General features: G+C 60.2%; 20 protein-coding genes and 1 tRNA gene. 10 read left to right on the top strand and 11 right to left on the bottom strand.

The window, feature by feature from the left end:
* Positions 1 to 86: 86 nt before the first annotated feature.
* Both ACR0FC_RS10715 and ACR0FC_RS10710 read right to left on the bottom strand, forming a co-directional pair.
* The gene (locus ACR0FC_RS10715) at positions 87 to 947 is read right to left on the bottom strand and encodes an SDR family NAD(P)-dependent oxidoreductase (protein ID WP_170340473.1); all 861 of its coding nucleotides are present in this window, start codon (positions 945 to 947) and stop codon (positions 87 to 89) included.
* Between the two features lie 69 nt (positions 948 to 1,016).
* On the bottom strand, positions 1,017 to 1,505 hold the full coding sequence (locus ACR0FC_RS10710) for a hypothetical protein (RefSeq protein WP_170340471.1): 489 nt from the start codon (positions 1,503 to 1,505) through the stop codon (positions 1,017 to 1,019).
* A gap of 519 nt (positions 1,506 to 2,024) precedes the next feature.
* Between ACR0FC_RS10710 and ACR0FC_RS10705 the strand changes: the two genes are divergently transcribed.
* From ACR0FC_RS10705 to ACR0FC_RS10695, 3 genes are all read left to right on the top strand, one after another.
* Positions 2,025 to 3,764: a hypothetical protein gene (locus ACR0FC_RS10705; protein WP_170340469.1), complete on the top strand. Its 1,740-nt coding sequence runs from the start codon at positions 2,025 to 2,027 to the stop codon at positions 3,762 to 3,764.
* 79 nt (positions 3,765 to 3,843) lie between these two features.
* Entirely contained in the window at positions 3,844 to 4,926 is a 1,083-nt protein-coding gene (locus ACR0FC_RS10700; protein ID WP_170340468.1) for a patatin-like phospholipase family protein, read from the top strand.
* Positions 4,923 to 6,377, top strand: coding sequence for a GntP family permease (locus ACR0FC_RS10695; RefSeq protein ID WP_315901672.1), 1,455 nt, complete (start codon positions 4,923 to 4,925; stop codon positions 6,375 to 6,377). Before ACR0FC_RS10700 ends, ACR0FC_RS10695 begins: the two co-directional genes overlap by 4 nt.
* Before the next feature lies 1 nt (position 6,378).
* Here ACR0FC_RS10695 and ACR0FC_RS10690 read toward each other — a convergent pair whose 3' ends face one another.
* The 5 genes from ACR0FC_RS10690 to ACR0FC_RS10670 all read right to left on the bottom strand — a co-directional run bounded on the left by ACR0FC_RS10690 (position 6,379) and on the right by ACR0FC_RS10670 (position 12,006).
* A complete protein-coding gene (locus tag ACR0FC_RS10690; RefSeq protein ID WP_170340466.1) occupies positions 6,379 to 7,341 on the bottom strand; it encodes an SLC13 family permease in 963 nt (320 codons plus the stop codon).
* Positions 7,272 to 8,111: an SLC13 family permease gene (locus ACR0FC_RS10685; RefSeq protein WP_302476851.1), complete on the bottom strand. Its 840-nt coding sequence runs from the start codon at positions 8,109 to 8,111 to the stop codon at positions 7,272 to 7,274. Before ACR0FC_RS10685 ends, ACR0FC_RS10690 begins: the two co-directional genes overlap by 70 nt.
* 127 nt (positions 8,112 to 8,238) lie before the next feature.
* The gene (locus ACR0FC_RS10680; protein WP_170340462.1) at positions 8,239 to 9,372 is read right to left on the bottom strand and encodes a patatin-like phospholipase family protein; all 1,134 of its coding nucleotides are present in this window, start codon (positions 9,370 to 9,372) and stop codon (positions 8,239 to 8,241) included.
* A 40-nt stretch (positions 9,373 to 9,412) separates the two neighbouring features.
* Positions 9,413 to 10,672, bottom strand: coding sequence for an MFS transporter (locus ACR0FC_RS10675; RefSeq protein ID WP_170340461.1), 1,260 nt, complete (start codon positions 10,670 to 10,672; stop codon positions 9,413 to 9,415).
* Between the two features lie 68 nt (positions 10,673 to 10,740).
* On the bottom strand, positions 10,741 to 12,006 hold the full coding sequence (locus ACR0FC_RS10670) for an adenylate/guanylate cyclase domain-containing protein (protein ID WP_170340459.1): 1,266 nt from the start codon (positions 12,004 to 12,006) through the stop codon (positions 10,741 to 10,743).
* 441 nt (positions 12,007 to 12,447) lie between these two features.
* On the opposite strand from ACR0FC_RS10670, the gene ACR0FC_RS10665 reads away from it, so the two are divergent.
* Genes ACR0FC_RS10665 through ACR0FC_RS10655 form a run of 3 tightly spaced genes read left to right on the top strand, consistent with a single transcriptional unit; the run spans position 12,448 to position 17,082 of the window.
* Positions 12,448 to 13,707 carry an efflux RND transporter periplasmic adaptor subunit gene (locus tag ACR0FC_RS10665; protein WP_170340457.1) on the top strand — a complete coding sequence of 420 codons (1,260 nt, stop codon included), beginning with the start codon at positions 12,448 to 12,450 and terminating at the stop codon, positions 13,705 to 13,707.
* A 3-nt stretch (positions 13,708 to 13,710) separates the two neighbouring features.
* A complete protein-coding gene (locus ACR0FC_RS10660; RefSeq protein ID WP_170340456.1) occupies positions 13,711 to 16,761 on the top strand; it encodes an efflux RND transporter permease subunit in 3,051 nt (1,016 codons plus the stop codon).
* A 12-nt stretch (positions 16,762 to 16,773) separates the two neighbouring features.
* On the top strand, positions 16,774 to 17,082 hold the full coding sequence (locus ACR0FC_RS10655) for an HNH endonuclease (RefSeq protein WP_170340551.1): 309 nt from the start codon (positions 16,774 to 16,776) through the stop codon (positions 17,080 to 17,082).
* Positions 17,083 to 17,396: 314 nt separating this feature from the next.
* Here ACR0FC_RS10655 and terL read toward each other — a convergent pair whose 3' ends face one another.
* Genes terL through ACR0FC_RS10640 form a run of 3 tightly spaced genes read right to left on the bottom strand, consistent with a single transcriptional unit; the run spans position 17,397 to position 20,677 of the window.
* Positions 17,397 to 18,872: a phage terminase large subunit gene (gene terL / locus ACR0FC_RS10650; protein ID WP_170340454.1), complete on the bottom strand. Its 1,476-nt coding sequence runs from the start codon at positions 18,870 to 18,872 to the stop codon at positions 17,397 to 17,399.
* The gene (locus ACR0FC_RS10645; RefSeq protein ID WP_170340452.1) at positions 18,859 to 19,290 is read right to left on the bottom strand and encodes a DUF5681 domain-containing protein; all 432 of its coding nucleotides are present in this window, start codon (positions 19,288 to 19,290) and stop codon (positions 18,859 to 18,861) included. The genes terL and ACR0FC_RS10645 overlap by 14 nt, the downstream gene beginning before the upstream one ends.
* On the bottom strand, positions 19,283 to 20,677 hold the full coding sequence (locus ACR0FC_RS10640; RefSeq protein ID WP_254437793.1) for a site-specific DNA-methyltransferase: 1,395 nt from the start codon (positions 20,675 to 20,677) through the stop codon (positions 19,283 to 19,285). Before ACR0FC_RS10640 ends, ACR0FC_RS10645 begins: the two co-directional genes overlap by 8 nt.
* Positions 20,678 to 21,075: 398 nt before the next feature.
* Here ACR0FC_RS10640 and ACR0FC_RS10635 point away from each other — a divergent pair, with 398 nt between their 5' ends.
* From ACR0FC_RS10635 to ACR0FC_RS10625, 3 genes are read left to right on the top strand one after another with little or no spacing between them, the layout of a single operon-like run.
* Positions 21,076 to 21,306, top strand: coding sequence for a DUF3489 domain-containing protein (locus tag ACR0FC_RS10635; protein ID WP_170340450.1), 231 nt, complete (start codon positions 21,076 to 21,078; stop codon positions 21,304 to 21,306).
* On the top strand, positions 21,303 to 21,719 hold the full coding sequence (locus ACR0FC_RS10630; protein WP_170340449.1) for a DUF2924 domain-containing protein: 417 nt from the start codon (positions 21,303 to 21,305) through the stop codon (positions 21,717 to 21,719). Before ACR0FC_RS10635 ends, ACR0FC_RS10630 begins: the two co-directional genes overlap by 4 nt.
* Positions 21,716 to 23,395 carry a recombinase family protein gene (locus ACR0FC_RS10625; protein WP_170340447.1) on the top strand — a complete coding sequence of 560 codons (1,680 nt, stop codon included), beginning with the start codon at positions 21,716 to 21,718 and terminating at the stop codon, positions 23,393 to 23,395. The genes ACR0FC_RS10630 and ACR0FC_RS10625 overlap by 4 nt, the downstream gene beginning before the upstream one ends.
* 379 nt (positions 23,396 to 23,774) lie before the next feature.
* Here the strand turns inward: ACR0FC_RS10625 and ACR0FC_RS10620 are convergent.
* Positions 23,775 to 23,864: transfer RNA gene (locus ACR0FC_RS10620), tRNA-Ser, on the bottom strand.
* A 205-nt stretch (positions 23,865 to 24,069) separates the two neighbouring features.
* Here ACR0FC_RS10620 and ACR0FC_RS10615 point away from each other — a divergent pair.
* The gene (locus tag ACR0FC_RS10615) at positions 24,070 to 25,233 is read left to right on the top strand and encodes an SPOR domain-containing protein (RefSeq protein WP_170340444.1); all 1,164 of its coding nucleotides are present in this window, start codon (positions 24,070 to 24,072) and stop codon (positions 25,231 to 25,233) included.

Here is a 25,233-nt window from a genome sequence, read left to right as displayed (position 1 = left end):
GGGGCATGAGCAACCAAGACTGCCGCCCGCCCGCAGGTCCCGAAGCCGCAAGCTTGCTACGGGAGCGGAATCATCAATGCCGGTAGTCAGTCGGTGGTGCCTTCAGGGTCGCCCAACAAGAAGGCATCGCCGATGACCTTCTTCCCGTCCAGGCTGTGAACCTTGCCGCCGACGTAGAAGATGATTTCACGGCTCGCGATCACCCGACCCGCATGCCTTCCCGTGCACAGCTCCAGCGCGCCTTCGGACATCACCTCGACCGGTTCCAGCATGTCGGGATTGGTCTTCGCGATCATCCGGGTAAAGCCGGCCCCCGAGGTCAGAACGATGGCCGTCGGGCGCATCGAATTGACGAAAATGCCATGTGGTTGAAGCTCGCGGGCAAGGGCCAAAGTCGCGCGGTCCAGCGCGGCCTTGGTCGTTCCGTAACCGCCCATGGAATACGTCGCCTCGATTGGAATGCCCGCCCGACCAGGAAGTTCATCGACCCGGGCCGAACCGCTTCCGATGTTCAGGATCCACCCCGCCCCCCGCTTCTTCATTTCCGGCAGACATTGCCGGGCAAGGTCCACCGGGGCGATGACGTTCAATTCGAACATGAAGGTCATCTCGCTGTTTTCGATCTCGGTGAGCGACTTCATGATTCCGTAGGCGGCGTTGTTCACCAGAATGTCGATGGGTCCGAAGAAGGCGCTTGCCCGATCCATCAACCCGGCACGCGCCTCGGGGTCCGCCAGGTCGCACGCAATCGCGGCCGCCTTGCCGCCCATTGCCTCGATATCCGCCACGGCGGATTCGAGCGTTCCCGGCAGGCCGTCTTCTTCCCCCATCACGGGTGCGTTCAAGACCACCGATGCCCCTTCCGAGGCCAGCCGCATGGCGATTGCCTTGCCGATCCCCCGGCTCGCGCCCGTTACAAAGGCCACCCGGCTATTACAGCGTCCCATTTTTCAAATCCTCCATGTTTTCCGTGCCGATCGAAAACTACCCGTGACCGACCTCACGTGGTTGCAGCCTCAACGTTCCGGTCCCGCGGGGTCAGGTCGCAGCCGTACGACCAACCATGGCAACAACCAGAAGCAAACTGCGCCGAATGCCAGATCCCTCAGGTAGATCAGATGCATGTCCTGCTCCAACAGGACTGGCGCCGTGCCGATGGTCAGGAAGGCGAAAAGCCCGAAATTGCAGACCAGCGGCAGCATGTCCTTGATCTTGCACGCAATGGCCAGAATGATTGCAGTCAGCGGGACGATCACCGCGATATCGCCGAAAAGCGCAGGAAACTCCGCAATCGACCAGGAGATCAGAAGCCCAACCGCACCGCCGACGAAGATCCCGGGCGCCTGATCCAATTTCATGCCGGTGGCGCTCCAGACGGTGACCGCAACAAAGGCGATCCAGGGATTTTTGAGACCAAACAACGACGTGACAAAAAAATAGCTTCCGGCCGCGACCAAAACACCAAGCGTGATCAGAACCGCTTTCCAGAATGGTAGATCCTGCACTTTCCCCGCTCCTGAATGCGTCGTCCGAACCTAGGCGCCGATCGGGCCGTCAACCATGTGCGTGGCGTCTGTCCCAGCCGAGCCGGCGCATTGCACTCCGCCATCGGGAAAGTGCTCCACGGCCCCCTTCTGATCGTAGTTTGGCAATTGAACCACCTCTCAAGAACCCGGTGCACAGCACTGGTTTACTAAAAACTGTCGCCCTGATTTGACCTCGCACGCGCTTTGATAATGGGTGGTGGCTTTGATTTGTCCAAATCGAAGTGAGCCAAAATGGCCCAGGACTTTTGCGACAAGGTTTTGTCCCTTAGCAATACTTGCAGTTGAGGAAAGGTCTCTCTTCCAAGGCATGAGTTTTTTGACCCTAGAACCCGGTCGGAACCCGTTGAACCAGAGGACGTCGATAGCAGTGACAATCGGCTTTCAAACGATGTGCGATCCGTTCGACCCCGTCCTTCAAATGCACACACAACCAGGACAACTCCTATGTTGAAGCGCTGGATCTCGAACGTAGCACTTGTGGTCTTTGCCATCGGTGTCGCCGCGATCGCGAATGCCGATCCTCTAACCGACCGCGGGATCGATCCCAAGACACTGGAACTTATGGTTTCCGAATTGTCAACGGATCTGCGCTATACCCGGTTTGCCGAAATCGAGATCCGTACCGCGGAAGAAACCCTTAGCGATCGCGTGTTGATTGAATTCGATCCCAGAACCCCGTCGGGGATCGATCTGGTCCTGAAGTTCGACAAGCCGACCCCGACGACCGCCTCGACCCGCCGGTTTCGCAGTGTCCTGGAAGCCAGGATGCGGCTTCAGCACGAAATCAGATCGCTGGATCTGTCATACGACCCTGAAAGCGTCCGGCTGGAATCCTCCAACGGGTCAACCGCCGTCTACACGTTTCGCTACAGCCCGTTTGCGCTGGCGCAAGACATCGCGTGGATCCGCTTCCTACAGGGGCGGATCTGGGTGGATGGCGACCGCGTAACCCGGATTGTTCTGACGCTAGATGAAGGCCGCACCTTCCTGCACGACGGCACCCGCGTGTCAGACTACACGCTGGATGTCCGTTTCTCTCGGGCGAAGAACGAAACAGATGTTATCCAGGATTCGGTCAACGTGATCGTGGCAAGAGATTTGTTCCTCGGCCTGGTGCCAAATGGCGGGCAGTTTGTCACGACGGTTCGGACAACTGCGATCAGCTATGTCGATGAGGACGGAAACGACGTAACACCCAAAAGTGCCGCAGCTCTGAGACGCGTGGACCTCGCCTCGTTCAACAATCCGGTGCGGGTGAACATTGACCGGACATTCCCGATCTTCGGCAGGCAGGCCAGGGCGGCCGGCTACGAGTTTCCCAAGCCGTTCGGCGTCAGCGTGATGTACAACGACATCACAACAAGGTTCACTTTCTCAAGCTTTGAAATCAATGGGATACGCGAGCCGATCGAGGCAATCTTCAACCCCAACGGGTCAGGCATCGACATCCACGCGAAATCACCCCAAGTCCGGATCGACTGGTTTCCGTTTCCATTCCTGAACCTAATGGGCCTTTTTGGCAAGCTGGAAGCCACCGGAAGCCTGAAGATCCGGACGACCGGTCTTGGTCAGCTGGTTGGGCTGCCTCCAATCATCGAAGAACAAATCGACATCAATTCCACTGTGGTCGGTGGCGGCGCAACGCTCGCGGGGGGCTGGCGCAACTACTTCGCCTCGGTCACCGGAACAGTGTTGACCACAACAACCGAAGAAGCCGGCACAAAAGCGACATCACACTTGATTGCGCCCCAGATCGGATACTATTTTCCGCGGCATCGCCTGCGCGTGATGATCGGTGCCGACTGGCTCAAGCTCGACAGCCAGATGGCCGGAACCATTCCCATTCCGGGTGGCCCCAACCTGAACTTCAACATCGGTATGGAGCATGAGGAATGGGCCGGTCGGTTTGGCATCTACAAGCAGATCGGAAACAACATGGAGTTTACCCTTACCGGCACCTATGGCGACACCAGAGAAGGTTTGACCGCGATGCTTGGTACCGTTTCTGAGGTAAGCGATCCCATAAAGCAAACCCGGTTCGGGCAAGTCCGAGGTTTTTCCCCGACAGCGGACTGGCCCTTGCCAGAGCGTTGCCAGATGCCGCGCTTTCGGGCATTCAAGCACTTTCCCGGCTGTTTTGGCGCCAGACTGCCAGGCCGCCAGATCTTTTTTTCATCCCATCCTGTAGCCTTGTCACCTATTCTACCCGTTCAATGAAAGCTCCAGGCACAGCAATCATCGCAACGATACTGGCGGCATTGCCGCGTCCACAGCGCAGAAATCAGAGATACAAACCATGGCAAGTGAACAAAGGGCTGCGGTGAAGGTAGACATCGCGTTGCAGGGCGGCGGTTCCCACGGGGCCTTTACCTGGGGCGTGCTGAGCAGGCTTCTGGAAGAGGACTGGCTTGGCATCCAGGGCGTCTCGGGGACCAGCGCCGGGGCGATGAATGCCGTCGCTTTGGTTCAAGGGCTCCTCGAGGGTGGAAACCCGCGCGCGCAGGAACTGCTTGAGAAATACTGGATGGACGTAAGCCGGGCTGCACGGCTCAGCCCGATCCGACGCGGTCCGCTGGACAGGTTTTTGGGTCGCTGGTCGCTGGACTATTCTCCGACCTATCTTGCTTCCGAGATTTTCGGGCGGTTGCTTTCGCCCTATCAACTGAACCCGGCCAACGTGAACCCGCTGCGGGACATCGTGGCAAAGTGCTTTGACTTCGACCTAGTCAACGGATCCGAGGACATCAAGCTTTTCTTGTGCGCAACGAATGTGCGGACCGGGCGCCCCAAGATTTTTCGGCAACCGGACATCAGCGTCGACACGGTCATGGCATCGGCCTGCCTTCCAAAACTGTTCAAGGCTGTGGAGATCGACGGCGAAGCCTATTGGGATGGCGGATACATGGGCAACCCGCCGCTTTTTCCCCTCATTGACGAAACCACGGCCCGCGACGTCATTCTTGTCCAAATCAATCCGTTCGAGCGGGACGAGATTCCTACGACGGCCGCCGAGATTGACAACCGACTCAACGAAATCACGTTCAACAGCAGCCTTGTCAAAGAGCTGCGGGCGCTCGGTTTCCTATGGGAGATCATCCACCATGAGAACCTCGACCGCGAGGCCTACAGGGATTCGCGACTTCACGTCATCGGCGCCGAACGCGATCTCTGTGGCCTTGGCGCATCCAGCAAGCTGAACGCCGAGGAGGCGTTTCTGCGCCACCTGTTCGACATTGGGCACAAGGCTGCGTCGGATTGGCTGGACGAGAATGCCGCCCATATCGGCGTACAATCGACATGGACGCCACAGCCGCTGTGGGAAGAAAGCCTTGAACCGGCGCACCTTGAACCGGGGACCAAACGAAAGCTGCCGTTGTGAGTTACGAATTGCTGGGCATCCTGCTGCCCCTGATCCTTCTGATGTACCTTGCCTTCAAAGGCATCACGTTGCTCATCCTGGCGCCTTTGATGGCCTTGCTTGCGGCGATCCTGACCGGTGGGTTACCGCCCATCGCGGCCTATACCCAGGTTTTCATGATGAACGCGGCCGACTTCATCTTTGCCTTCTTTCCCCTGTTCTTTCTGGGGGCCATCTTCGGCAAGCTCATGGACGACAGCGGGTCCGCAAACGCGATTGCGCGATGGATCGTCGCAAAGCTTGGCAAGGGCAACGCGATCCTGTCCGTGGTCATCTGCTGTGCGGTTCTGACGTATGGCGGGGTGTCGCTTTTCGTGGTGGCCTTTGCCATCTTTCCCATCGCCGCAGCGTTGTTTCGTGATGCGGACGTGCCCAAACGGTTGATTCCAGGCGCGATCGCCTTGGGGGCATTCACTTTCACCATGTCAGCGATGCCGGGCACGCCCGCCATCCAGAATGCCATTCCGATGCCGTACTTCGGCACCACTGCCTTTGCCGCGCCCGGGTTGGGCATCTTCGCCGCGATCATCATGTTCGGCCTGGGTATTGCCTGGCTCAATTTCCGCGAGCGGTCGGCGAGAACAAGCGCAGAAGGATACGGCGCCCACGAGGACGCCGTGCCCGAGCCTGACAGCATCATGCGGGCGCAAACGTCAAACGAAGGGTTTGATGTAAACGAGATTGACCCCGCCGATCCTGACCTGACCCCACCGGGGATCATCCTCGCCACGGCGCCCATCGTGATCGTGGTGGCGGTGAACCTGCTCTTCGTGTCCTTTCTGCTTCCCCATCTCGACACCGACTATCTGGCCAAGCCACTTTTTGGGGAAACCTCGGTCGAAGCCGTGGGTGGTGTCTGGGCAATCGTGGTTGCGCTGACCACATCCATCCTGTTCTTGATTGCTGTGAACTGGCGGCAATACCGGGACCTGCGCGAAACGCTCAACAAGGGGGCGGATGCGTCAGTGCTGCCGATCTTTAACACGGCCAGCCTGGTGGGTTTCGGTGGTGTGGTCGCCGCCCTGCCCGCTTTCGCCCTGGTAACCGAAGCCCTGATGTCTGCCAGCGGGGGAAACCCGCTGGTTTCGGTTGCGATGTCGGTCACGACCCTGTCGGCCATGACGGGGTCCGCCTCGGGCGGGATGAGCATAGCGCTGGACGCGCTCGGCGACACTTTCCGTACCATGGCGGACAGCTCGGGCACCTCGTTGGAGGCCATGCACCGTGTGACTTCGGTCTCTTCCGGCGCCTTGGACGCGCTGCCCCATAACGGGGCCGTCATCACGGTTCTCGCGATCGCGAAACTGACTCACAAGGACAGCTACTTCGATATCTTTGTGACTGCGGTCGTCATTCCGTTCCTCGCGCTGGTCGCCATCATTCTTCTTGCCGGCGCGTTCGGAGGGTTCTGACCTACAGCGGGAAGAACACTGGTGTGATCGCGACAGCAATCACACCCACAAGAACGGTCAGCGGCAAACCGATTTTCAGGAAGTCGGCAAACCTGTAGCCGCCCGGTGCCACGACCAGTGTGATCACCGGCGTCGACACCGGGGTGGAAAAGGCCGAAGACGCTGCCAGCAGGACACATATGACGAATGGATACGGCGACACTCCCATGGTCTCGGCGGCGGTCACGGAAATCGGTGCGACCAGAACTGAGGTCGCGGTATTGGACAGGACCAGCCCCTGGGCCGCTGTCAGGAAGAACAGCATTCCCATCATTGCCCTTGGCGAACCGTCCCCCACGAAAGAAATCAGCGCGTCTGCAACAAGGTCCGCGCCACCGGTGACCTGCAAGGCATCGGCAAGGGGCAGCATGCCTGCGATCAGAACGATGCTGCTCCAGTGGATCGCCCCGTAGGCACGTTCGGGCGAAATGGTGCGAAACAGAACTGCTGCGATGGCCGCCAGCAAGACGGCCACAACCACCGGCACCAGGCCAGAGACGCTGAGGACAACCATCATGACCAGAATGGCCAGGGAACTCAGGTATTTGTCCGGGACCAGCGGGACATATTCGCGCTCGGTTGGCAAGTGCAACAGCACGAAATCATGGTTCAATTCGGCGAAGGCGTCGATGTTACTCACCGGTCCGGCGATCAGGATCCGGTCACCGGCCTTGAGTTCGGTACGAAACGGGTCGTCCAGACGGTCTTCGCCCCGAAGCACACCAATGACATCGACACCGTGGATATCGCGAAATGCGTATTCCGAGACCGTGCGCCCAATGATCCGGGCCTCCGGATGGACAAGCATGTCGGCCAATGCCACGCCTGTGCCCCATTCCGTGGTCTCTTCCTCGATCACGCCGACAACGCGAAATGCGGATTGATCCGACAGTATGGCAAGCTCTGCCGGTTCCCCGACAACCAACAGGCGTCCCTCGTCATCAGTTCCATTTCTGGAACGAAGGCGTCCGCCTTGCGTTTCGGCGGTCGCTTGCGCGCCAGAACGCGCGCGATTATCCCACTGAAGATCGAGCGGAGGTCGGATTGAGGTTTGTGAACCACCGAAACGAGGTAAAACTTGTCGAGTAGCGCGAAAGTCTCGAGCAGTTTCAGGGACGACGCCCGCCGTGACGCCGTGCCTTCGCTCGGTCGTTCAGCCTCGACCGCCGCGTCGTCTCCGGCCAGCATGGGCCGCGCAATCGTAAGGCTGTAAAGGATCGCGACCACTAGAACAAACAGCCCGATCGGGAAAAAGCTGAAGAAGCCGAGCGGCTCGTATCCACCCTCCTGCAAGGTATCACTGACGACGAGGTTGGGTGCCGTCGCGATCAAGGTCAGCATTCCACTGATCAAAGCTGCATATGACATCGGAAGCAGCAGGCGCGACTGATGGAGACCGGTTTTGGCGGCAATGCGCAGGATGATAGGGACGAAAATCGCCACGATGGCCGTAGAACTCATGACAGATCCCAGAATGCCGGCACCGACCATGAGGAAAACAAGCAATCGAGTCTCGCTGTTACCCCCGTAGCGCAGGATCAGGTTTCCGATGCTGTGCGCAATACCGGTGCGATCCAGCATTTCACCAATGATCAGAAGCGCGGCCACCATGATCACGACCGGGCTGCCAAATCCCGACATCGCCTGGCCAGACGCCAATATGCCGGAAAGGATAAGCGCGATCACGACGATCAGGGCGACCAGATCTTACCTGACCCGGTTGCTGGCCACCATCGCACCGGCAACCGCGATCAGAACGAAGACCAAGGTGGCTTCGGGATTCACGGTGCTTCGGCCCAACATTTTCTAAGGTTCACTGGCGTCATCCAGGTGGCTTTCTGTTCCAAACCGTTCCAGACTTGAAACGCATGTAGCCATAGTCAAACAAGGCCTGCATGTATTCCGGATCGAAGGGTTCATTCAAAGGCGCGTTGAAATCCGGGCCGATCCACGTGGCATTGTACCTGACGCCCTGGCGCTGCCCGATGGCGTAGGCCACGCCCAGATCGACCGCGCCTTGATACTTGATGAGAGTGGCGAGCGAGCGTTTCGAGATATCGGCGATACCGGGCTTTGTGATCTCGGCCTCGGGATCAATCTTGCCGTTTCTGATTGCATACAAAGTGGTCCCTTCGGTAAACCGGCTTGGAATGCGCCATCCGGGAACAAACATGGATTGCGAAACTACGCCACCATCGACATGAAGCTCGTCACGAATTCCCAACGGTGTTTCGACATCGATCAATACCGGAGGAAACACGCCGGGCATCGCTGCGGATGCCATCAACGCATCCTGAAATACCTTCCGCGCGTTCGGAGCGCCACTGGCAGCAATTCGACCAAGATCCCATAGCACCGGGCGTTGGGCGTCCAGGCTGACCGTCTGGATCACCAAGCGGCGACCCCGGCGGTGCTGCACGGCGATTTTTTCCAGGAATTCGTCGGTGACATAGTCTTCCAGCAACCGACGAAGAGGTCCCGAGCTTTTTACGGACGCCTTCGAAAAAATCTGGGTGATCGGGCGGCGCTCAAAGATCTGTTCCGGCGGCAGGCCGCCGTAAAGTCGTTTGAGTTCGTCATCGTAGTCAGACCCCAAAAAGGCGAATGGGGCGGCCAGGGCGCCCGTAGACACCCCGGTCACGTTCATGAAAACCGGGCGGGTTCCGGATTCGCTCCACGCCGTCAGGATACCCGCAGCATAGGCGCCGTTTTCTGCCCCGCCGGACAGTGTAAGGTCGGCATGCCGGTCCGGCAGTCCGGCCGCTCGCGCTTGCTGCTGCCGTTCGGTCAGAAGCTCGTTGATGTTGGGTGGCGTGTCGTCGGCCCAGAAGCGGGCATTTTTGATACCTGGAACCTGCGGGGCTTCAAGCTCTCTGATGCTGACAGGATCTCGAGATATAGTGGTTCCGCACGCGGACAGTATCAGGGAAACAAGAACGATGACAAGAATTCTCATCTATGCCTCCGGTGGAGTTTCCGGGTTTCGGGGTGCATTCTCATCTCTTCTTTGACGGCACCATCTCGGTGCTCGACGGCACGAGATCGGTGTGGGAGGTCTGCTCGGCATGGGACACCGGTTCGGAGGACCGGATGTGGAACCCGAGGTAGACGACGAAACTGGACATGACCGCGAAGTTCACCCAGTGCATTGCATTGTCGCCAAAAAAACCCGTGAAGACGCTTGTGATTATGGGCCCCGCGATCGATCCCAAGGTCCAGACAAACAGCATGGTCACCGCCGCGGCCGAAACATAGACCGGGACCGTTCTGTCCATCGCGTGTGCTGTCAGCAGAGAATACATGGTCAAAAGGCTGCCACCGAGAAGAACCATCAGGATCATCAGAACAAGGTAGCCCGGCGAAAGATAGTCGAACTCGATTTCAACGGGCTGCGCGTCGGCCAGGAGAGCCATGGCCAACAGCACCGCTGCGCATATGGATGACGTGATGAAGATCACCACACGCCGGTCCACTTTGTCAGACAGGCTGCCAAGCGGGTACTGGAACAGGACCCTCCCCAGGTAGATCGCGCCGATAATGTAGGCAATGTCGTGGACCTTGATGCCCAGTTGAGAGGCGCTGTAAGGCGCCACACTCAGGATCGTGGTGGACACCATTCCCATGGCGATCACCCCGAAGACAGCTGCAGGCGCGTCCTGTAACAGCCCTCTGACACGAACCTTGGCCTTGGATCCGGGGTCTGGCGGGTTCGTTCGGGTGGAGGCAATGACCACGGTCGAGAAGCAGTAGATCAAGGCCACGAGAACGAAGGCATCGTCGCTTTCTTCCGGGACGAGAATGACAACGGCCTGGCTGAGAACCGAAACAATGCCGACAACAATTGCGTAGATGGCCAGCACCCTGCCCCGCGAGGACTTCTCGGCCGTTTCGTTGATCCAGGCATCCCCGATGGAAAACAGGCCCGCCGTGGCGAGCCCCATCAGGAAACGCAGAAGAATGAGAAACGAAACACTGTCGACCTGCGAAAACAACAGGATAGCGGCGGTTGTTATCGCTGCGCCCGCCGCAAATGCGCGAATGTGCCCGATATCCGCGATCGACTTGGCGACGACAAAACACCCGACCAGAAAACCGGCCGAGTAGGCCGACGCGGCAAACGAAGCTGCTTCCTGCGACGCGCCGGACTGGGCAAAAGCAAGAGGCACAAGCGTGCCTGCGGCTGCCGTCGCCAGCTGAATGGACGCCATCGCGACAAAAACCGACCGCAGGGTCACAAGTTGTTTGTTCAGGGACATTTGTGCATCTTTTCTAGTCCTGTATTCGTCTACGGTAGCTTGCAGACTATGGCCATTCCGAAAGCCGATCAAATTTCGGGCCCGGACGCCTTTGCCCGATCCCGTTTCTGCATTTCTGCATTCGACAACCCAAAAAGCCTGATCGGCTCGCTTCGGCCTCGCAGGTTCTCCGGGGGAAACTCCACCCAGTCTGCGGCGTCCGCTCCTGCCGCAGACAGAACCGCATCTGACACGGCCACTTGCAGGTTTCGCTGCTTGGCAAATGCCTCGATCCGTGAAGCCTCGTTCACGACGCTGCCAAAAACCCCGAACTCCAGGTGGTGCGCGTCGCCAATCGCGCCTGCGACAGCGGTTCCGGCATGCAGGGACATAACAACGTTGATCTCGGTTCGCCCGGCGCCTTCGCGTTCTTCAGACCATCGTGACACCGTGGCGGATATGCCTTCTGCAGCTTTCAGGGCGTGCTGCGCTGCCCGCTCCATTGACTCGTTCAGGCCGAACACGATCATTGCGCCGTCGCCGATGAACTTGTCGATGACGCCGTCGTTCGCGGTAACCTCCCTCTCGATATGCGACCTGAACTCGGTCAGCAGTTCAGTAGTTGCATGGGCGCCAATGGCCTCGGATATAGCGGTGAACCCCCGGATATCGACAAACATGACCACGATCCGGACCGCCCTTCCCTGACGCAGTTCGTCCAGTTTTCTGTCGCTGAGGTTTCCTGCCAGTTCAGGGGAAAGAAACCGCGTCGCGTTGCGCTCCCGCTCTCTCTGTTGGGCCACCGCATAGGCCAGCCTACGGGCGCGCCATACGACAAGAATACAGATGACCCCGATCAGGACGACCAGAAGGAACCGGACCGTATTGCTCATGGGGGAGTGGTTCTTGGTGAGGTAGACGATGTCCGCGTCAGACAGACCGTCTTCCATTCCCACCAAAGTGACGAAAAACAGACCAGCCACGAGGCAAAGCGTCAATGTCACCTGCAACACCGGTCGAATCCGGATCAGCTGCGAGACCAGCACGACAAACAGGAAGAACGTCGCTGGCGCCGCGAAGGCCACGACCGATCCGGCAGAGTGAATCCTGGCGCCGAAATGCAGGTTGCACAGCACTATGCTTATGTCCGCGATACCGAAGGCCCAGGACATCCAAAGCCTGTAGTAGCCGAGTTGCACGACCGAGATGGACGCAACACCGATCAGAAAATACGAAAACACGATCCACGCGGCCAGCAGCACATCGCCCGCTTCACCCTCGGAAAGGATGTCAGCCGAAACCGTCAGGACAACAATCGTAAGCCCAATGATCAGCGCGGCGGCAAGCCTGATCACTCCGATCAGCTTTTCCGCACTCGCGTCTGCACGCGCTATTGCCGCGTCAGCAAAAGAACTGGACGGCGCGGCGCCAAGTTCGTTTTTATCGACCGGTTTCCAAGGCAGGGGCTCTACTCCAAAGGCCAAAACACAACAAAAAAGCTTGCGATCCCGAGGTCTAAGCCCCGCAGCACACCCAAGCCTTGAGGCCTCCCTGCCCCCAGTTTGGTGGCTCTTCCCCCAGGCCTTTGGACTGGTCTTGCAGTTCGGATCGCGTCGCCTCGGCGGACATGAGTATGTTTGGTACTATGTCCGGTCACAAGGTGCGCGAGACACTGAGCCATTTTGGCTCAGCGTCGCTTGTCAAGTATGGTCTGCGCGGGCAGATTGGGATGGAAAACGTTGGTCTAAACGGAAATGCGGCTTGCGGTTCCGCCGATGTCTTATCGAGGGATTGCGATGCATATCAAAAGCTTAAGCCTCTTCTCTGCACTGGTTTTCTTCGCACAGGGCTCAGTGCTTGAAGCACAGGAAAGCACCGGTTCGGCACGTCCGGCAAAGGTGTACACGGTTGTTGAAACCGACACGTTGTATCAACGTTCCTATCCCGCGATAGTGTACCCCTCTCAGGAGGTGGAGCTGTCCTTTCGGGTCAGCGGGCGGATCGTGGAATTGCCGATCAGGGCCTCCATGAGCATAGCGCAAGGTAACGTCGTCGCAAAGTTGGATACCCGCGATTTCGAGGCCGAGGTGCGGCGGCTGGAAAGCCAGATGGACCAGGCAAAGGCACAACTCATCGTGCTTCGCGTCGGTGCCCGACCCGAAGAGATCGCCGCCCTCGAAGCCGCCGTTGCAGCGGCACAAGCTCAGCTTGATCAGGCTCGGGATGATTTTGAAAGGACTCAGCGACTGGTCGAACGCGGCGTCGCGCCGGCCTCGCAGTTCGAACAGCGGTTGGCGGCCTATCGCGTGGCTCAGGCGGAACTCAGATCACAGCAGGAACAGTTGGCCATTGGCCGCAGCGGTGGACGCCCCGAAGAAATTCTTGCTGCCGAAGCCCAGTTGCGCGGGCTCGAAGCCCAGGTTCAAAGCGCTCGAGACAACCTGTCCGACACCACGTTGCGGGCACCGTTCAGCGGCACCATTTCCAGCCGGTTTGTCGAGAACTTCCGCAACGTTCAGGCAGGCGAGGCGATCGCCCTGCTTCAGAACCTTTCGACCGTGGAAGTCGGCTTCGATCTTCCGGGCGCGGACATCATTGCCATGTCGGGTCTCGACATAGAGAACGTCACCAGCGTCGTCATCTTCGAGTCGATGCCCGACGTCGAAGTCCCTGCAGAACTGGTCGAGTTCACAACTCAGGCAGACGCCGCGACCCAAACCTACCGGGGTCGATTGTCCGTCACGCCACCTGACGGGATGATCGTCCTACCGGGGATGGTCGCGCGGGTCATTTCGCGCGCCAACCGTCAGCAGGCGCCTCAAATGACTGTCCCGCTCTCCGCCCTGGCTTCCAGCCCGGACGGATCCACGTTCGTGTGGCGCGTCGACACCAGCGACAACACGGTGTCACGCCAGCCTGTCGAGCTTGGCGACGTGTCGGAAGGCGGCGTCGTCATCAATACCGGGCTCGAGGCCGGGGCCGTGGTTGTGACCGCAGGACTGAGTGGTCTTCAGGAAGGCATGGCGATCCGCCCCATTTCGAAGATCGGCGACTAAGCCATGGATCTTGCCCGTTTCGCAGTCGAAAAGCGCGTTATCTCGGCGCTGTCCACAATCCTTATCCTGATCGCCGGTTACTTCGCGTACATGACCCTACCTCGGTTCGAGGACCCCGAGTTCATCATCCGGCAGGCGCAGATCATCACCCCGTATCCCGGTGCAACCGCCGAGGAAGTGGCGGAAGAGGTCACCGAAGTTGTCGAAAACGCATTGCAGGAACTGCAGGGCGTGAAAGAAGTGCGCTCGGTGTCGTCGCCGGGGGTCAGTACCGTTACGGTCGAATTCACGATCCCGACCACACCGGACTTCCCCACGCTCTACGAACGGTTCGCGCAGATGCGCGCAAAAATCTTGGACGTGCAGCCAGATCTGCCGCCCAACGCCCTTCCGACTCAGGTCTACGACGACTTCGGCGATGTGTTCGCGCTGTATTTCGCAATTGTCGGTGATGGCTACACCATTGCCGAACTGCGCGACTACGCAAAGGACCTTCAGCGGGAACTGGTCGCCGTCGAGGGCGTGTCCAAGGTCGTGCTGAGCGGGACACAGGATGAGGTCATCTATGTAGAATACTCACCGGCCCGGCTGGTCGAACTCGGGTTGACACCACAGCAGATCCAGCAGGTTCTGGAGGGGCAGAACCTAGTCATTCCCGGTGGCTCCATCGAGTCGGATTCCCGCAGGATCGAGATCCGCCCCACGGCGGCCGTGGAGTCGATCCAGTCGATCGAGGATCTTGTCATCACGGCGCCGGGTACAGGGGCGTCTTTCCGGCTTTCGGACATCGCCGTGGTGTCGCGCGGCTATGTTGATCCGCCCCGTCGACAGCTTTTTCGCGACGCTCAGCCTGCCATCGGAATCGGCATCTCGAACACGCTTGGCGGCAATGTCGTGAACATGGGCGACGCCGTGAAGGCACGTATTGCCGAGCTTGAATCCGCCCGTCCGGTCGGCATCGAAATTCTTCCGATCTCGGACCAGTCCGCTTCGGTCAAGGATTCCGTCGACGACTTCGTGATGAACGTGGTTCTGGCACTTGTCATCGTCGTCGGCACGCTGCTCGTCTTCATGGGGTTGCGGTCGGGGATCCTGATGGGGGGCATCCTGCTTGTTACCGTCGCAGGCACCTTGGCAGGCATGTACCTGTACGGCCTGGACATGCAGCGGATTTCCCTTGGCGCGCTGATCATTGCGCTTGGCATGCTGGTCGACAACGCAATTGTCGTCGTCGAAGGTACCCTGGTCCGCGTGCAGCGAGGCGAAGACACGAAAGATGCGGCGATTGCGGTGGTCAACCAGACGAAATGGCCGCTGCTTGGCGGAACCGTCGTGGGACTTCTGGCGTTTTCGCCCATCGGCTTTTCACCGGACAACACCGGTGAGTATGCAGGCAGCCTGTTCTGGACGATATCGATCTCGTTGTTGTTCTCATGGCTGGTCGCGATCTGGCTGACCCCGTATTTCTGCACGCTTCTGCTGAAGCCCAGCGAAACCGCGGCACCGAAGGAGAACGCCATCCTGCGCGGATACCGGACAGTTCTGGCCCTGGCGATCCGGGCCCGCTACATCACGGTCGTGCTGGTTGTCGCGCTGTTCGCCTCTGCCGTGGTCGGTATAGCCCTCGTACCGCCGGGTTTCTTCCCCAACAGCACCCGGGCGCAGTTCGTCGTGGACTACAACCTGCCTGAAGGGACGGACATCACCAGAACCAGCCAGGATCTGAAGGAAATCGACCAGCACATCCGCAGCCTGGATGGCGTGACCTCTACCAACCTGTCGGTCGGAGGCGGCCATCTACGGTTCATGCTGGTCTACACCAGCGAGGATGCGAATACGGCATACGGCCAGATTCTGGTCGACGTCGAAGACTACCGGCAGATCGACGACCTCCAGCCCCAGATACAGGCGTGGATCGATCATACCTATCCCGAGGCCTACTCGAAGGTCTGGAAGTTCGTGCTTGGACCCGGCGGAGGTTCAAAGATCGAAGCCCGGTTCACCGGAACCGATCCGGTCGTGCTGCGGTCGCTCGCTGAAGAAGCCAAAAAGGTCTTCTCCGAGCAGGGCGGCATCGCGATCAAGGACGACTGGCGCGAACAGGTGCAGGTCATCCGCCCGATCATCAACACGGAAAACGCCCGACGCCTTGGGCTGACCCAGGGCGAGATTTCCCGGGCGATCTATGCGCATCTGAACGGGGCCGATATCGGCATCTACAGGGAAGGCGATGACCTGCTGGCCATTGTCATGCGCCCGTTTGAAGACGCCCGCGATGATATCGGCGATTTGCGCAACATCCAGGTCTTCAGCCAGGTAGCCGGTGGCTACATCCCGATCTCTCAGGTCGTGACCCGTTTCGAGTTGGTCTTCGAATCCGGAAATCTGCGCCGCATCGACCGGCGGCTCTCTATCACCGCCCAGGCGGACAACGCCCCTGACGAACTGTCGGGCGATCTTTTCGCCAAGGTCCGGCCTCTGGTCGAGGACATCGAGATGCCAAGCGGATATTCCCTTGAGTGGCGCGGCGAGTACGGTGACTCGCAGGACGCCAACGATGGGTTGGCATCGACGATGCCGTTGGGGTTTGGCGCCATGATCATCGTCGTGGTCATACTGTTCAACGCCTTCCGCCAACCCCTGATCATCTGGCTGACCGTACCGCTGGCCCTGATCGGGGTGGTCTGGGGGCTGGCGCTTACAAGGACGCCGCTGGAGTTCATGGCCATATTGGGCGTGCTGTCGTTGACGGGTATGTTGATTAAGAATGCCATCGTTCTGATCGACGAGACCGACACCCAGATAGGAGACGGCAAACCCAGACTTCAGGCAGTCGTGGATTCCGCCGTTTCGCGTGTGCGCCCGGTGTCTCTTGGCGTACTGACGACGGTTCTGGGCGTCATGCCTCTGCTCTGGGATCCGTTTTTCGAGTCTCTGGCAGTCGTCATCATTTGTGGCCTGAGCTTTGCAACCATCCTGACGTTGATCGTCGTACCCACGCTTTACGCGATCTTCTTCCGGGTTCGCGATGACGAGATATCGCAGACCTCCTGACGGACGGAAGCCATCCCGCTGCCGTGGCGTAGGCGCAACCGAGCTGCTGCGCTTGCGATACGCGGTAATGCGTGCCTGGCGTGCGGCATATATTTCGGAAGAACATACGGCCCTCAAGTGGATGGGTACATCGAGGTTCATCACGTCGTGCCGGTCAGCCAGTTGGGTAGAGATTACGTGATCAATCCGAAAGAGGACCTCGTTCCGCTCTGTCCAAATTGCCATTCCGTCGCCCATCGAAGAAACCCGCCCTTCACTGTCGATGATATCAAACGCCTTTTTCTTGAGGCCGGAGAGTCCTCAGGCGGGAGCAAAGCATGATAGCATGCGAAGGTTCGGGTTCCGTTCCATCTCGCCAAATGCATCCGACATCGAAGTGTTTAGGTTGCGTTACCAAATAATGGCTTGATTTCAGTGCTTTGCAAAAAATTCACCAAATCGGCGCAGTCAATTGGTTCAGAGAATATCGGCCCTGAGAGACCGATCTCGGCCGCCTCACGCCGGGCAAAGTGAACAGCCCCATCCGCATAACCCTCTAAAACAACGGAAAAATCCGGCCGCAACCGGATGGGGAGAACGCTTTCTCGGGGGCAAGTGGCGGAACGGAAGGGATTCGAATTGTCGGGACGGCGGCGTTACCGCCGCCTCACGCGCGTTTGGTTCTGTTCACGCCGCGCGACGTTGATCGGGTGTTCCCGACCGAGGGCGCGATAGAAGCCGTTGCCCTTTGACCAGTTTAGGAACTGGCTGAAGCTGTCGACCTGGTCATCGTTCCGTCCGCGTGGGAAGGACTGAAGCTCGCGCTTGAAGGTTGCCAGCCAAGGGGAGTCGGCCGGCAGACACACCTTGCCCGCCTCCACCGGGGCACAGGCCGCGTTGAAGCGGATCTCCTTGTCCTTGTCGGGGGTCACCCGGTTGAAGCGCTTGTCATCCTGGAATAACTCCTGGAACAACGGCCGACCGGTCGCGGCATCCTCGATCAGAACCGTCTCGGGATCCCATTGCCCAACCAAGGTCAGCACCTTCGATTTCAGTTCGGGGTAGTCCAGTTGCCCGCGCCAGAGATCGAGCAGATGCCAGTGGGGCGGCAGGAACCCCCAGGTCGTGCCGACGGAATAGTCCGACCGCGGATCTGACGAGGTGCCGGTATCCCAACTCTGGACGACCAGGTGATAGTGGTGCCGCGGCAGGACCTCGTCAAAGGTGCCAAACCACTCCCAGCGCAGCAGAGATCCGTCTGGTGCGATCGGGTTCTGCTGGTACTGGCAGTTGAAGATCGCCGTGCCCATTTCACGGCGCATGCGATCGAGCGTCTCCCGGTCGAGCTTCGCCGGGAACAGCAGGTCCCCCGGCCTGCGCCGATGCACTTGCCCGCGCCCGATCGGTATGACCTCGTTCTCCTCCGCGATGGCCGGCAGGTTCAGGTGCCGGTAGGTGCCCTCGTCAAGGAGGTAGCCCGGTGGGTCCATCTCGTGCAGCCGCTGGGCGATCATCACCACCCTGCCCTCCGCTGGATTGTCGAAGCGAGACAGCAACGTGCCTTCGATGAACTCCTGCGCCCGGATCAGTTCCGCCTCGGAATTGGCGTCCCCGGCCTTCATCAGGTCGTCGATGATGATGTAGTCGGCGCCATGGCCGGTCACCGAACTGCCGATGGACACCGCCTTGCGACTGCCGCCCGCGGTGGTGCGGATTTCTTCCACGGTATTGCCCTTTTTCGCCAGCCGAGTCCCGGGGAACATCTCGCGGTACCAGCGCGACGACATGACCCGCCGGCAATCCTCGGAATGCTTGCGGGCGAGATCAAGGCCATAGCTGGCCACGATGATCTTGGCGCCCGGATGGTGTCCCAGCAGAAAGGCCACGTAGGAAACCGCCACGGTTACGGATTTCAGGCAGCGGGGCGGAATGTTGATCACCAGCCGCTTGTTCTCGCCACTGCGCACTTCGTCCAGAGCATGGCACATCGCGCGCACATGCCAAGCCGGCTCAAACGTACCATTGGGCCCGTGATGGAGGGTGTCGAACACCCTCCACACGAACGGGAAGAAGTTGTCCCGGCAGAGATTGATGGCGGCCTGCCGAACCGTGCGCGGTTCAGGTACCGTCATAATCATCCTCCTGGTCCTCGACATCCTCTTGACCCGCTTGCGGGGAGGAGAAGAAATCCCGGAGGATGTCATAGTCTACCGGCTCGGGCCTGCCCGAGAGACCAGCCTCAGTATCGTGAGCCTCGCTGTCGCCAAACAGGTCCGCATCAAGCTTCAGAAGGGCCAACAGCGCCTTCGAATCTCCCTTCAAGGCACTGGCCGTCAGCCGCTTGGCCATGGCTTCCGCCTTGGTGATCCGGATCTCGCGGTTGCCCTCGCGGACCGTGATTTTCGATTCAAGCTCCCGCTTGAGGCTGGCACTCAACCCCCTGGCACCTTTCGGCCGCCCTTTCGGATTGCCCGACTGGCCTTTCTTGAACCGCGTTTGTTTCGGCGGCTTGCCATATCCCACCTCGTAGTCCTTTTCGTCATCAGACATGGCGGACCTCCTTTTTCGCGACGGCATTTGCCTGAGCAGCCCGGCCGTCAAAGGTCTCGCCGGTGACCGCATGCACGACCTGTTCACCCGTCATCTCCTGCCAGCGACGGATGGCGACATCGACGTAAGCCGGGTCCAACTCGATCAGCCGCGCCCGGCGCCCGGTCTTCTCGGCCGCCAGCAGCGTGGCGCCGGAGCCGCCGAAGGCATCGAGCACTACGTCGCCACGATGGCTCACATCCATGATCGCGTCCGCCACCAGCGCCGTCGGCTTGACCGTGGGGTGATCGGCCAAATCGGCCTCGCGCCCCTTGCCGAAGCTGTTGACCCCGGCATAGTCCCAGACATTGGTGCGGTTGCGGCCATGCTTGCCCAGCTCCACGTTGTTGATGTGCCGCGCACCCGGCTTCTTGAAGATGCAAACCATCTCGTGCTTGGAGCGGTAGAGGCTGCCCATGCCGCCATTGGTCTTGTTCCAGACGCAGAGATTGATGAGGTCGAGACCGCCGGCCTTACCCATTGCGATCAGGTCCTCGATGTGGCGCCAGTCCATGCAGACCATGGCGATGCCGCCTGCAGGCAGATTGGCCACGACATGGGTCAGGAACGTCTGGAGAAAGCTGCGGAACTCCGTGTCGGTCATCTCGCCCGAGGCCATGGCGAACTCGCGGTGGCTGCCATCCTTGCCCAAGCGCACATGCCCCTGCACCGGCACATTGTAGGGCGGGTCGGTGAAGACCATGCGCGGCACATCACCATCCAGCACAGAGGCATAGCCGTCCGCTTCCAATGCATTGCCGCAGAGGATGCGGTGATCCCCGAGCAGCCAGATGTCGCCGGGCCGGGTGATGGCGACTTTTGCCGGGTTCGGCTCTTCAACGGTTTCCGGCTGACGCGCATCCGTGTCACCGGCACCGCTGATGAGGAGGTCGATCTCCGCCACCTCGAAGCCGGTGATGTCGAGACCGTACTCCAGCTCGCCATCCAGGCTCAGGTCCATCAGCTCGGCAAACTCGATCTGCAGCGCCGCCTGGTTCCAGTCGGACAGTTCCGCGAGCCTATTGTCGGCGATGCGCAGGGCGCGCACCTCGGCCGGGCTCAGGTGACCGGCCACCACGGTCGGTACCGTGGTGAGGCCAAGCGCCTTCGCTGCCTCGAACCGGCCATGACCGGCAATGATCACGCCGTCGCCGTCGACCAGGATCGGGGTGACGAAGCCGAACTGTCGTACCGAGGCTTTCAGCTTGTCGATGCTCTTTACCGTGTGAACGCGATTGTTCTTGGCGTAAGGCTTGAGGTCTGCAATCGGCGTCTGCACAACCTTTTCGGCCATCCAGACAGGGGCGGTCGATGCTGCGGCATCGCGGGGTTGGGATTGGGTACGCATGCGCGCCTCCATTCATCTGGGCTGTCGCAACAGCCGGGGATCGAATGGACCGCTTCGGGGAATTCGGAGAGAGCACGAACAGCAACTGCCCGGATCCAGCGATCCGGTTCATTGCCTCTTTCGATGCTCCCTTTGGGCGCTCGGGCCCGGTGAGTGCTTCTGGCAGGATTTGAAGGTCCTGCGTGAGGCACACCGAATATAACCACCCAACCAGAAAGAATCAAGTTTTTGTTTTTTTCCAGTGCGTTACGACACCTACGATTCTTCGTTAGCGCCAGCGGATTCAGGCTGGACTACCGGTGCGAACCACGCATCACTGGTCCCACGCCCGACATGTTCGGGCTCACCTCGGTACCGGGGCACGGCATCCCGCCCCTCTGAACACGAGGAGACCAGACATGCCCAAAACCAAACACACCAAGACCGATAGGGTACAAACCCTGCTTCGCCACCCCGCAGGTGCCAGCCTCGCGGACATCTGCAAGGCCACCGGCTGGCAGCAACACTCGGCCCGGGCCGCCCTCAGCATGTTGCGCAAGAAAGGCGCAACGATCGAACGCAGAGCATCGGATAAACCGGGCGCGCCGGCCACCTACCACCTCGTTGCCGAGGCGGAGGCGCAGGCATGACCTTCCCAGCGGAAATCGCCGAGCTGGAAGCGATGGATCGGAAGGGCTTGTTGTTGCTCTGGCAGCAGCTGTTCGACCGCCCTGCCCCGGCAATGCTGAGCCAGCCCTTCCTGCGCCGCTTCCTCGCCTTCGAACTGCAGGCCCGCCGTCATGGCGGGCTCTCCCGGAAGGTGACGGCTGCGCTGGACAAGGGGGCGGACCAAAAGCCACGGCCGACGCCCCCTGCCCTCAAACCCGGGGGACGCCTGCTGCGCGAATGGAACGGGGTGACCCATGTGGTCGATGTCACCGAGGACGGTTTTGCCTGGAACGGTCGCGCCTACCGCTCGCTTTCGGCCATCGCCCGCGAGATCACCGGGGCGCACTGGTCCGGCCCCCGTTTTTTCGGTCTCACTGGAAAGGGCGCCAGATGAGCCCGCGTCGCAAAGTCCGCTGCGCCATCTACACCCGCAAGTCCTCCGAGGACGGGCTGGACCAGGACTTCAACTCGCTGGATGCGCAACACGAGGCCTGCGCCGCCTATGTCGCTAGCCAGCGTCACGAGGGCTGGTCACTGCTGCCACAGCGATACGACGACGGCGGCCTCTCCGGCGGCACGCTCGAACGCCCTGCCCTGCAGCGGCTTCTGGAAGAGATCGATGCCGGGCGCATCGACATGGTGGTGGTCTACAAGATCGACCGGTTGACCCGCTCACTCACCGACTTCGCCAAGCTCGTCGAGCGGCTCGAACAGGCCAACTGCTCCTTCGTCTCGGTGACGCAGTCCTTCAACACCTCGTCATCCATGGGTCGACTGACCCTGAACGTGCTGCTGTCCTTTGCCCAGTTCGAACGCGAGGTAACGGCCGAGCGCATCCGCGACAAGATCGCCGCCTCCAAGAAGAAAGGCCTCTGGATGGGCGGCAACCTGCCCTTGGGTTTCGACCGCCACCCTGATCCCAAAGCCCGCACGCTGGTGGTGAACCAGGAAGAGGCCAGCACCGTCCGGCGCCTCTTTGATCTCTACGCGGAACTGCGCTGCCTGCGCCGGGTGGCGGAGCGGGCCGCTGCCGAGGGGTTGTGCTCGAAACGGGTTGTCCGAGCTGATGGCACCGTTAGGGGCAATCGCCTGCTGTCGCGCGGCCAGATCTACTACCTGCTGCGCAACCCGGTCTATCGCGGCCAGATCCGCCACAAGGACAAGCTCTGGCCCGGCCAGCACCCGGCGATCGTCGACGAGGACCTGTGGGAACGGGTGCAGGAGAGGATGCGGCAAGCCTCACAACGGTCCCGCGCGCAACCCTCACCCGATACTCCATCCAGAGGGACGGCCCCCGGCGCCTGGCTGACCGGCAAGCTGCGAGATGACACCGGCGATTGGCTCACCCCGACCCACACCACCCGCAAGGGCCGACGGCTACGCTACTACGTCTCCAACAGGCTGATCTCCGGGGGCACGGATCCCACCGGTTGGCGATTGTCAGGACCAGCATTGGAGACGGCGGTTAGCAACATCGTGATCACACATCTGCAGGAGGCATCCGCATCGCACCGGATCCTCGCGCGGCCCGAGGCCGGGTCCGCATCTGTAATCAAGTCCGCGGTCGCAGAACTGGCCACCCGGCTCCGCGACACCGGCGGAACGATTTGCGCCGGCCTGCTTGCCTCTGGCACGCTCAAGCGCGGGCGGATCTGCCTCGACCTGGACGGCAAGGCCCTGGCAAGCGCGCTTGGCCATTCGCCAGACGATCTGAACCCGGACCTGCTCAGAATCGAAGCGCCTTTCGACCTGCGACGCCGCGGCGTCGAAGCCAAGATCATCGCCGGCGATGTGCAGCCTCACCCGGATCCGCATCTCCGCTCCATGCTGGTCCGCGCCCATGGCTGGGTCCGCAATCTGAAAAGTGGCGTCCAGCTGGTCAACATTGCGCGCGAGGAACAGGTGCCCGCCTCCTTCATCCGCACCCGCGCCCAACTCGCCTTCCTGTCGCCGAAGATCCAGGCCGCGATTCTCGACGGCAGCCAGCCGCCGGAGCTTACCCTCAAGCGCCTGGTCAGCGTCACCCACCCGCTGGATTGGGCGGAGCAGGAGCGCATCTTCGGCTTCTGAAACTCTCCAAAATTCCGGCTTCCCTGATACCCGGTGTGACGTCCCTGTTCCGACGCAGAACTTCCCTGTTACCGTGAAAAAATTTCCCTGTTCCACAGTTTAGGGAATTTGGGGCGTAAATCATTGATATCACGCCATTATCACAAAGACAAAATCAGGAAATTCCGCCAAAAATGCCGAAATTCGCTGTAAACTCCCTGTTATCAGGGAAAATCCGCCCAAAGCGACCCCGCGAAAATACGGAACTGAGACTGGCGTTAGAACCGTGGCCTAGTTGTGCTTGCTAGATCGTCTCTGATAGAAAACGGGTATGGTAAACCGCTGATGTCGCGGCAGAAATCCGGGGCAGAAAGTATCAATAGAGTGAGACGGGAATGGGTGGCGGGGAGACAGGGATTCGAACCCTGGGGACGCTCTCACGCCCAACGGTTTTCAAGACCGCCGCATTCGACCACTCTGCCACCTCCCCGGCGCAGGCAGCGGTCTAGGACGAACATCGGTTGGTGGCAAGTCCAAAAGAGGGATTTCTTGCCGAAGCCGGACCCGCGGTCTTTCCTTGAAACAACCCGCAGGTTATGATTTGCGCAAGGACTGCAGGAGGCCGGCAAAAGAACCGGTCGAACCGCGGTTGGGGCCAGCCACGCAAAGGCCCTACAGGCAAGGGATAACACAATATGAAGCGAGCGACAGAGACACGCTTTGGACCGCGGCCGTTGGCGGTGCTGGTTGTTGCATTGACTGCGCTGACGGGATGCGACGAAGCTTTGAACACAGGCAAGTCTTCCTCTAAGGCAGCCAGTGACGATGGGCAGACCCAAAGCAACACCACGGAACTGTTCCCCGAAGTCGCCAGCGGCTCTCAGCGCGATATTGAAGCGCCGGACGTCTTCGAAGTGACCGAGGCCGGGCTATGGGATGGGCGTCCCTCGTTGGGTGGCATCTGGGTGGCGCACCCCAGCGCATCTCAGCCCGAGCGGGTCGCCATCAAGAACACAAGCAACAACAAGACCGTGACGGGCGCCTTGTTCCGCCGGGAACGAAACCTGCCCGGGCCAGCCCTTCAGGTGTCCTCGGCAGCGGCTGAAAAACTGGGAATGCTTGCCGGCGCTCCTGCCCGTCTGCAGGTGGTTGCACTCCGTCGCGAAACGATCGAGCCGGAGCCTGCACCGGAACCCGAAGCAGCCCCGACCGAAGAAACTGCAGACGCCGCCGAAGCAACCGCAGCCGAAGAAATCACAACGGCCGGGCCCGACGAAAAGGTCGAAGAAAAGCCGGCCAAGCGGAAATGGTGGCAGAAAAAGACACCTGAAAACACCGGTGCCATGGTCGCCGGTGCTGCCGCGGCCGGAGCGGCCGCAAGCGCCGCGGCCGACGAAACTGCGCCCGCGATTGAGGAAGCGGCAGATGCGTCCGCGACCGCTGCATTGACGGATCCGGTCGTCGCACCGCCACCCGCCCAGAAAAAACGCAAGTGGTGGCAGAAGAAAGATCCCAATGAAATTACCGAGACGCCATTGGACCCGATCGCAGGTGCCGCTGCCGCCATTGACGCATCCGAGCCGACGCCGGCTGCGGCGGCCAGTGGCACAGCCGCATCGTCGAACCTGACCAAACCCTATGTTCAGATCGGAACGTTCGGAGTTGAAGCGAACGCGAAAGCCGCCGCCGAAAAGGTCCGCACGAACGGATTGGCGGCCGAAGTTCTGGAACTGGAGTCGGCGGGCAAGTCGGTCTGGCGTGTATTGGTCGGCCCTGCCACAACGCGCGCCGAACGCAAAGCGATCCTCGGAGATATGAAAGACCTGGGCTTTACCGATGCCTTTATCGTGAAGAACTGA

This window comes from Ruegeria sp. BB9 (genome assembly GCF_056539345.1).
The sequence above is the reverse complement of the archived record's forward strand: the minus strand, read 5'-3'. Positions and strand labels throughout refer to the sequence as shown.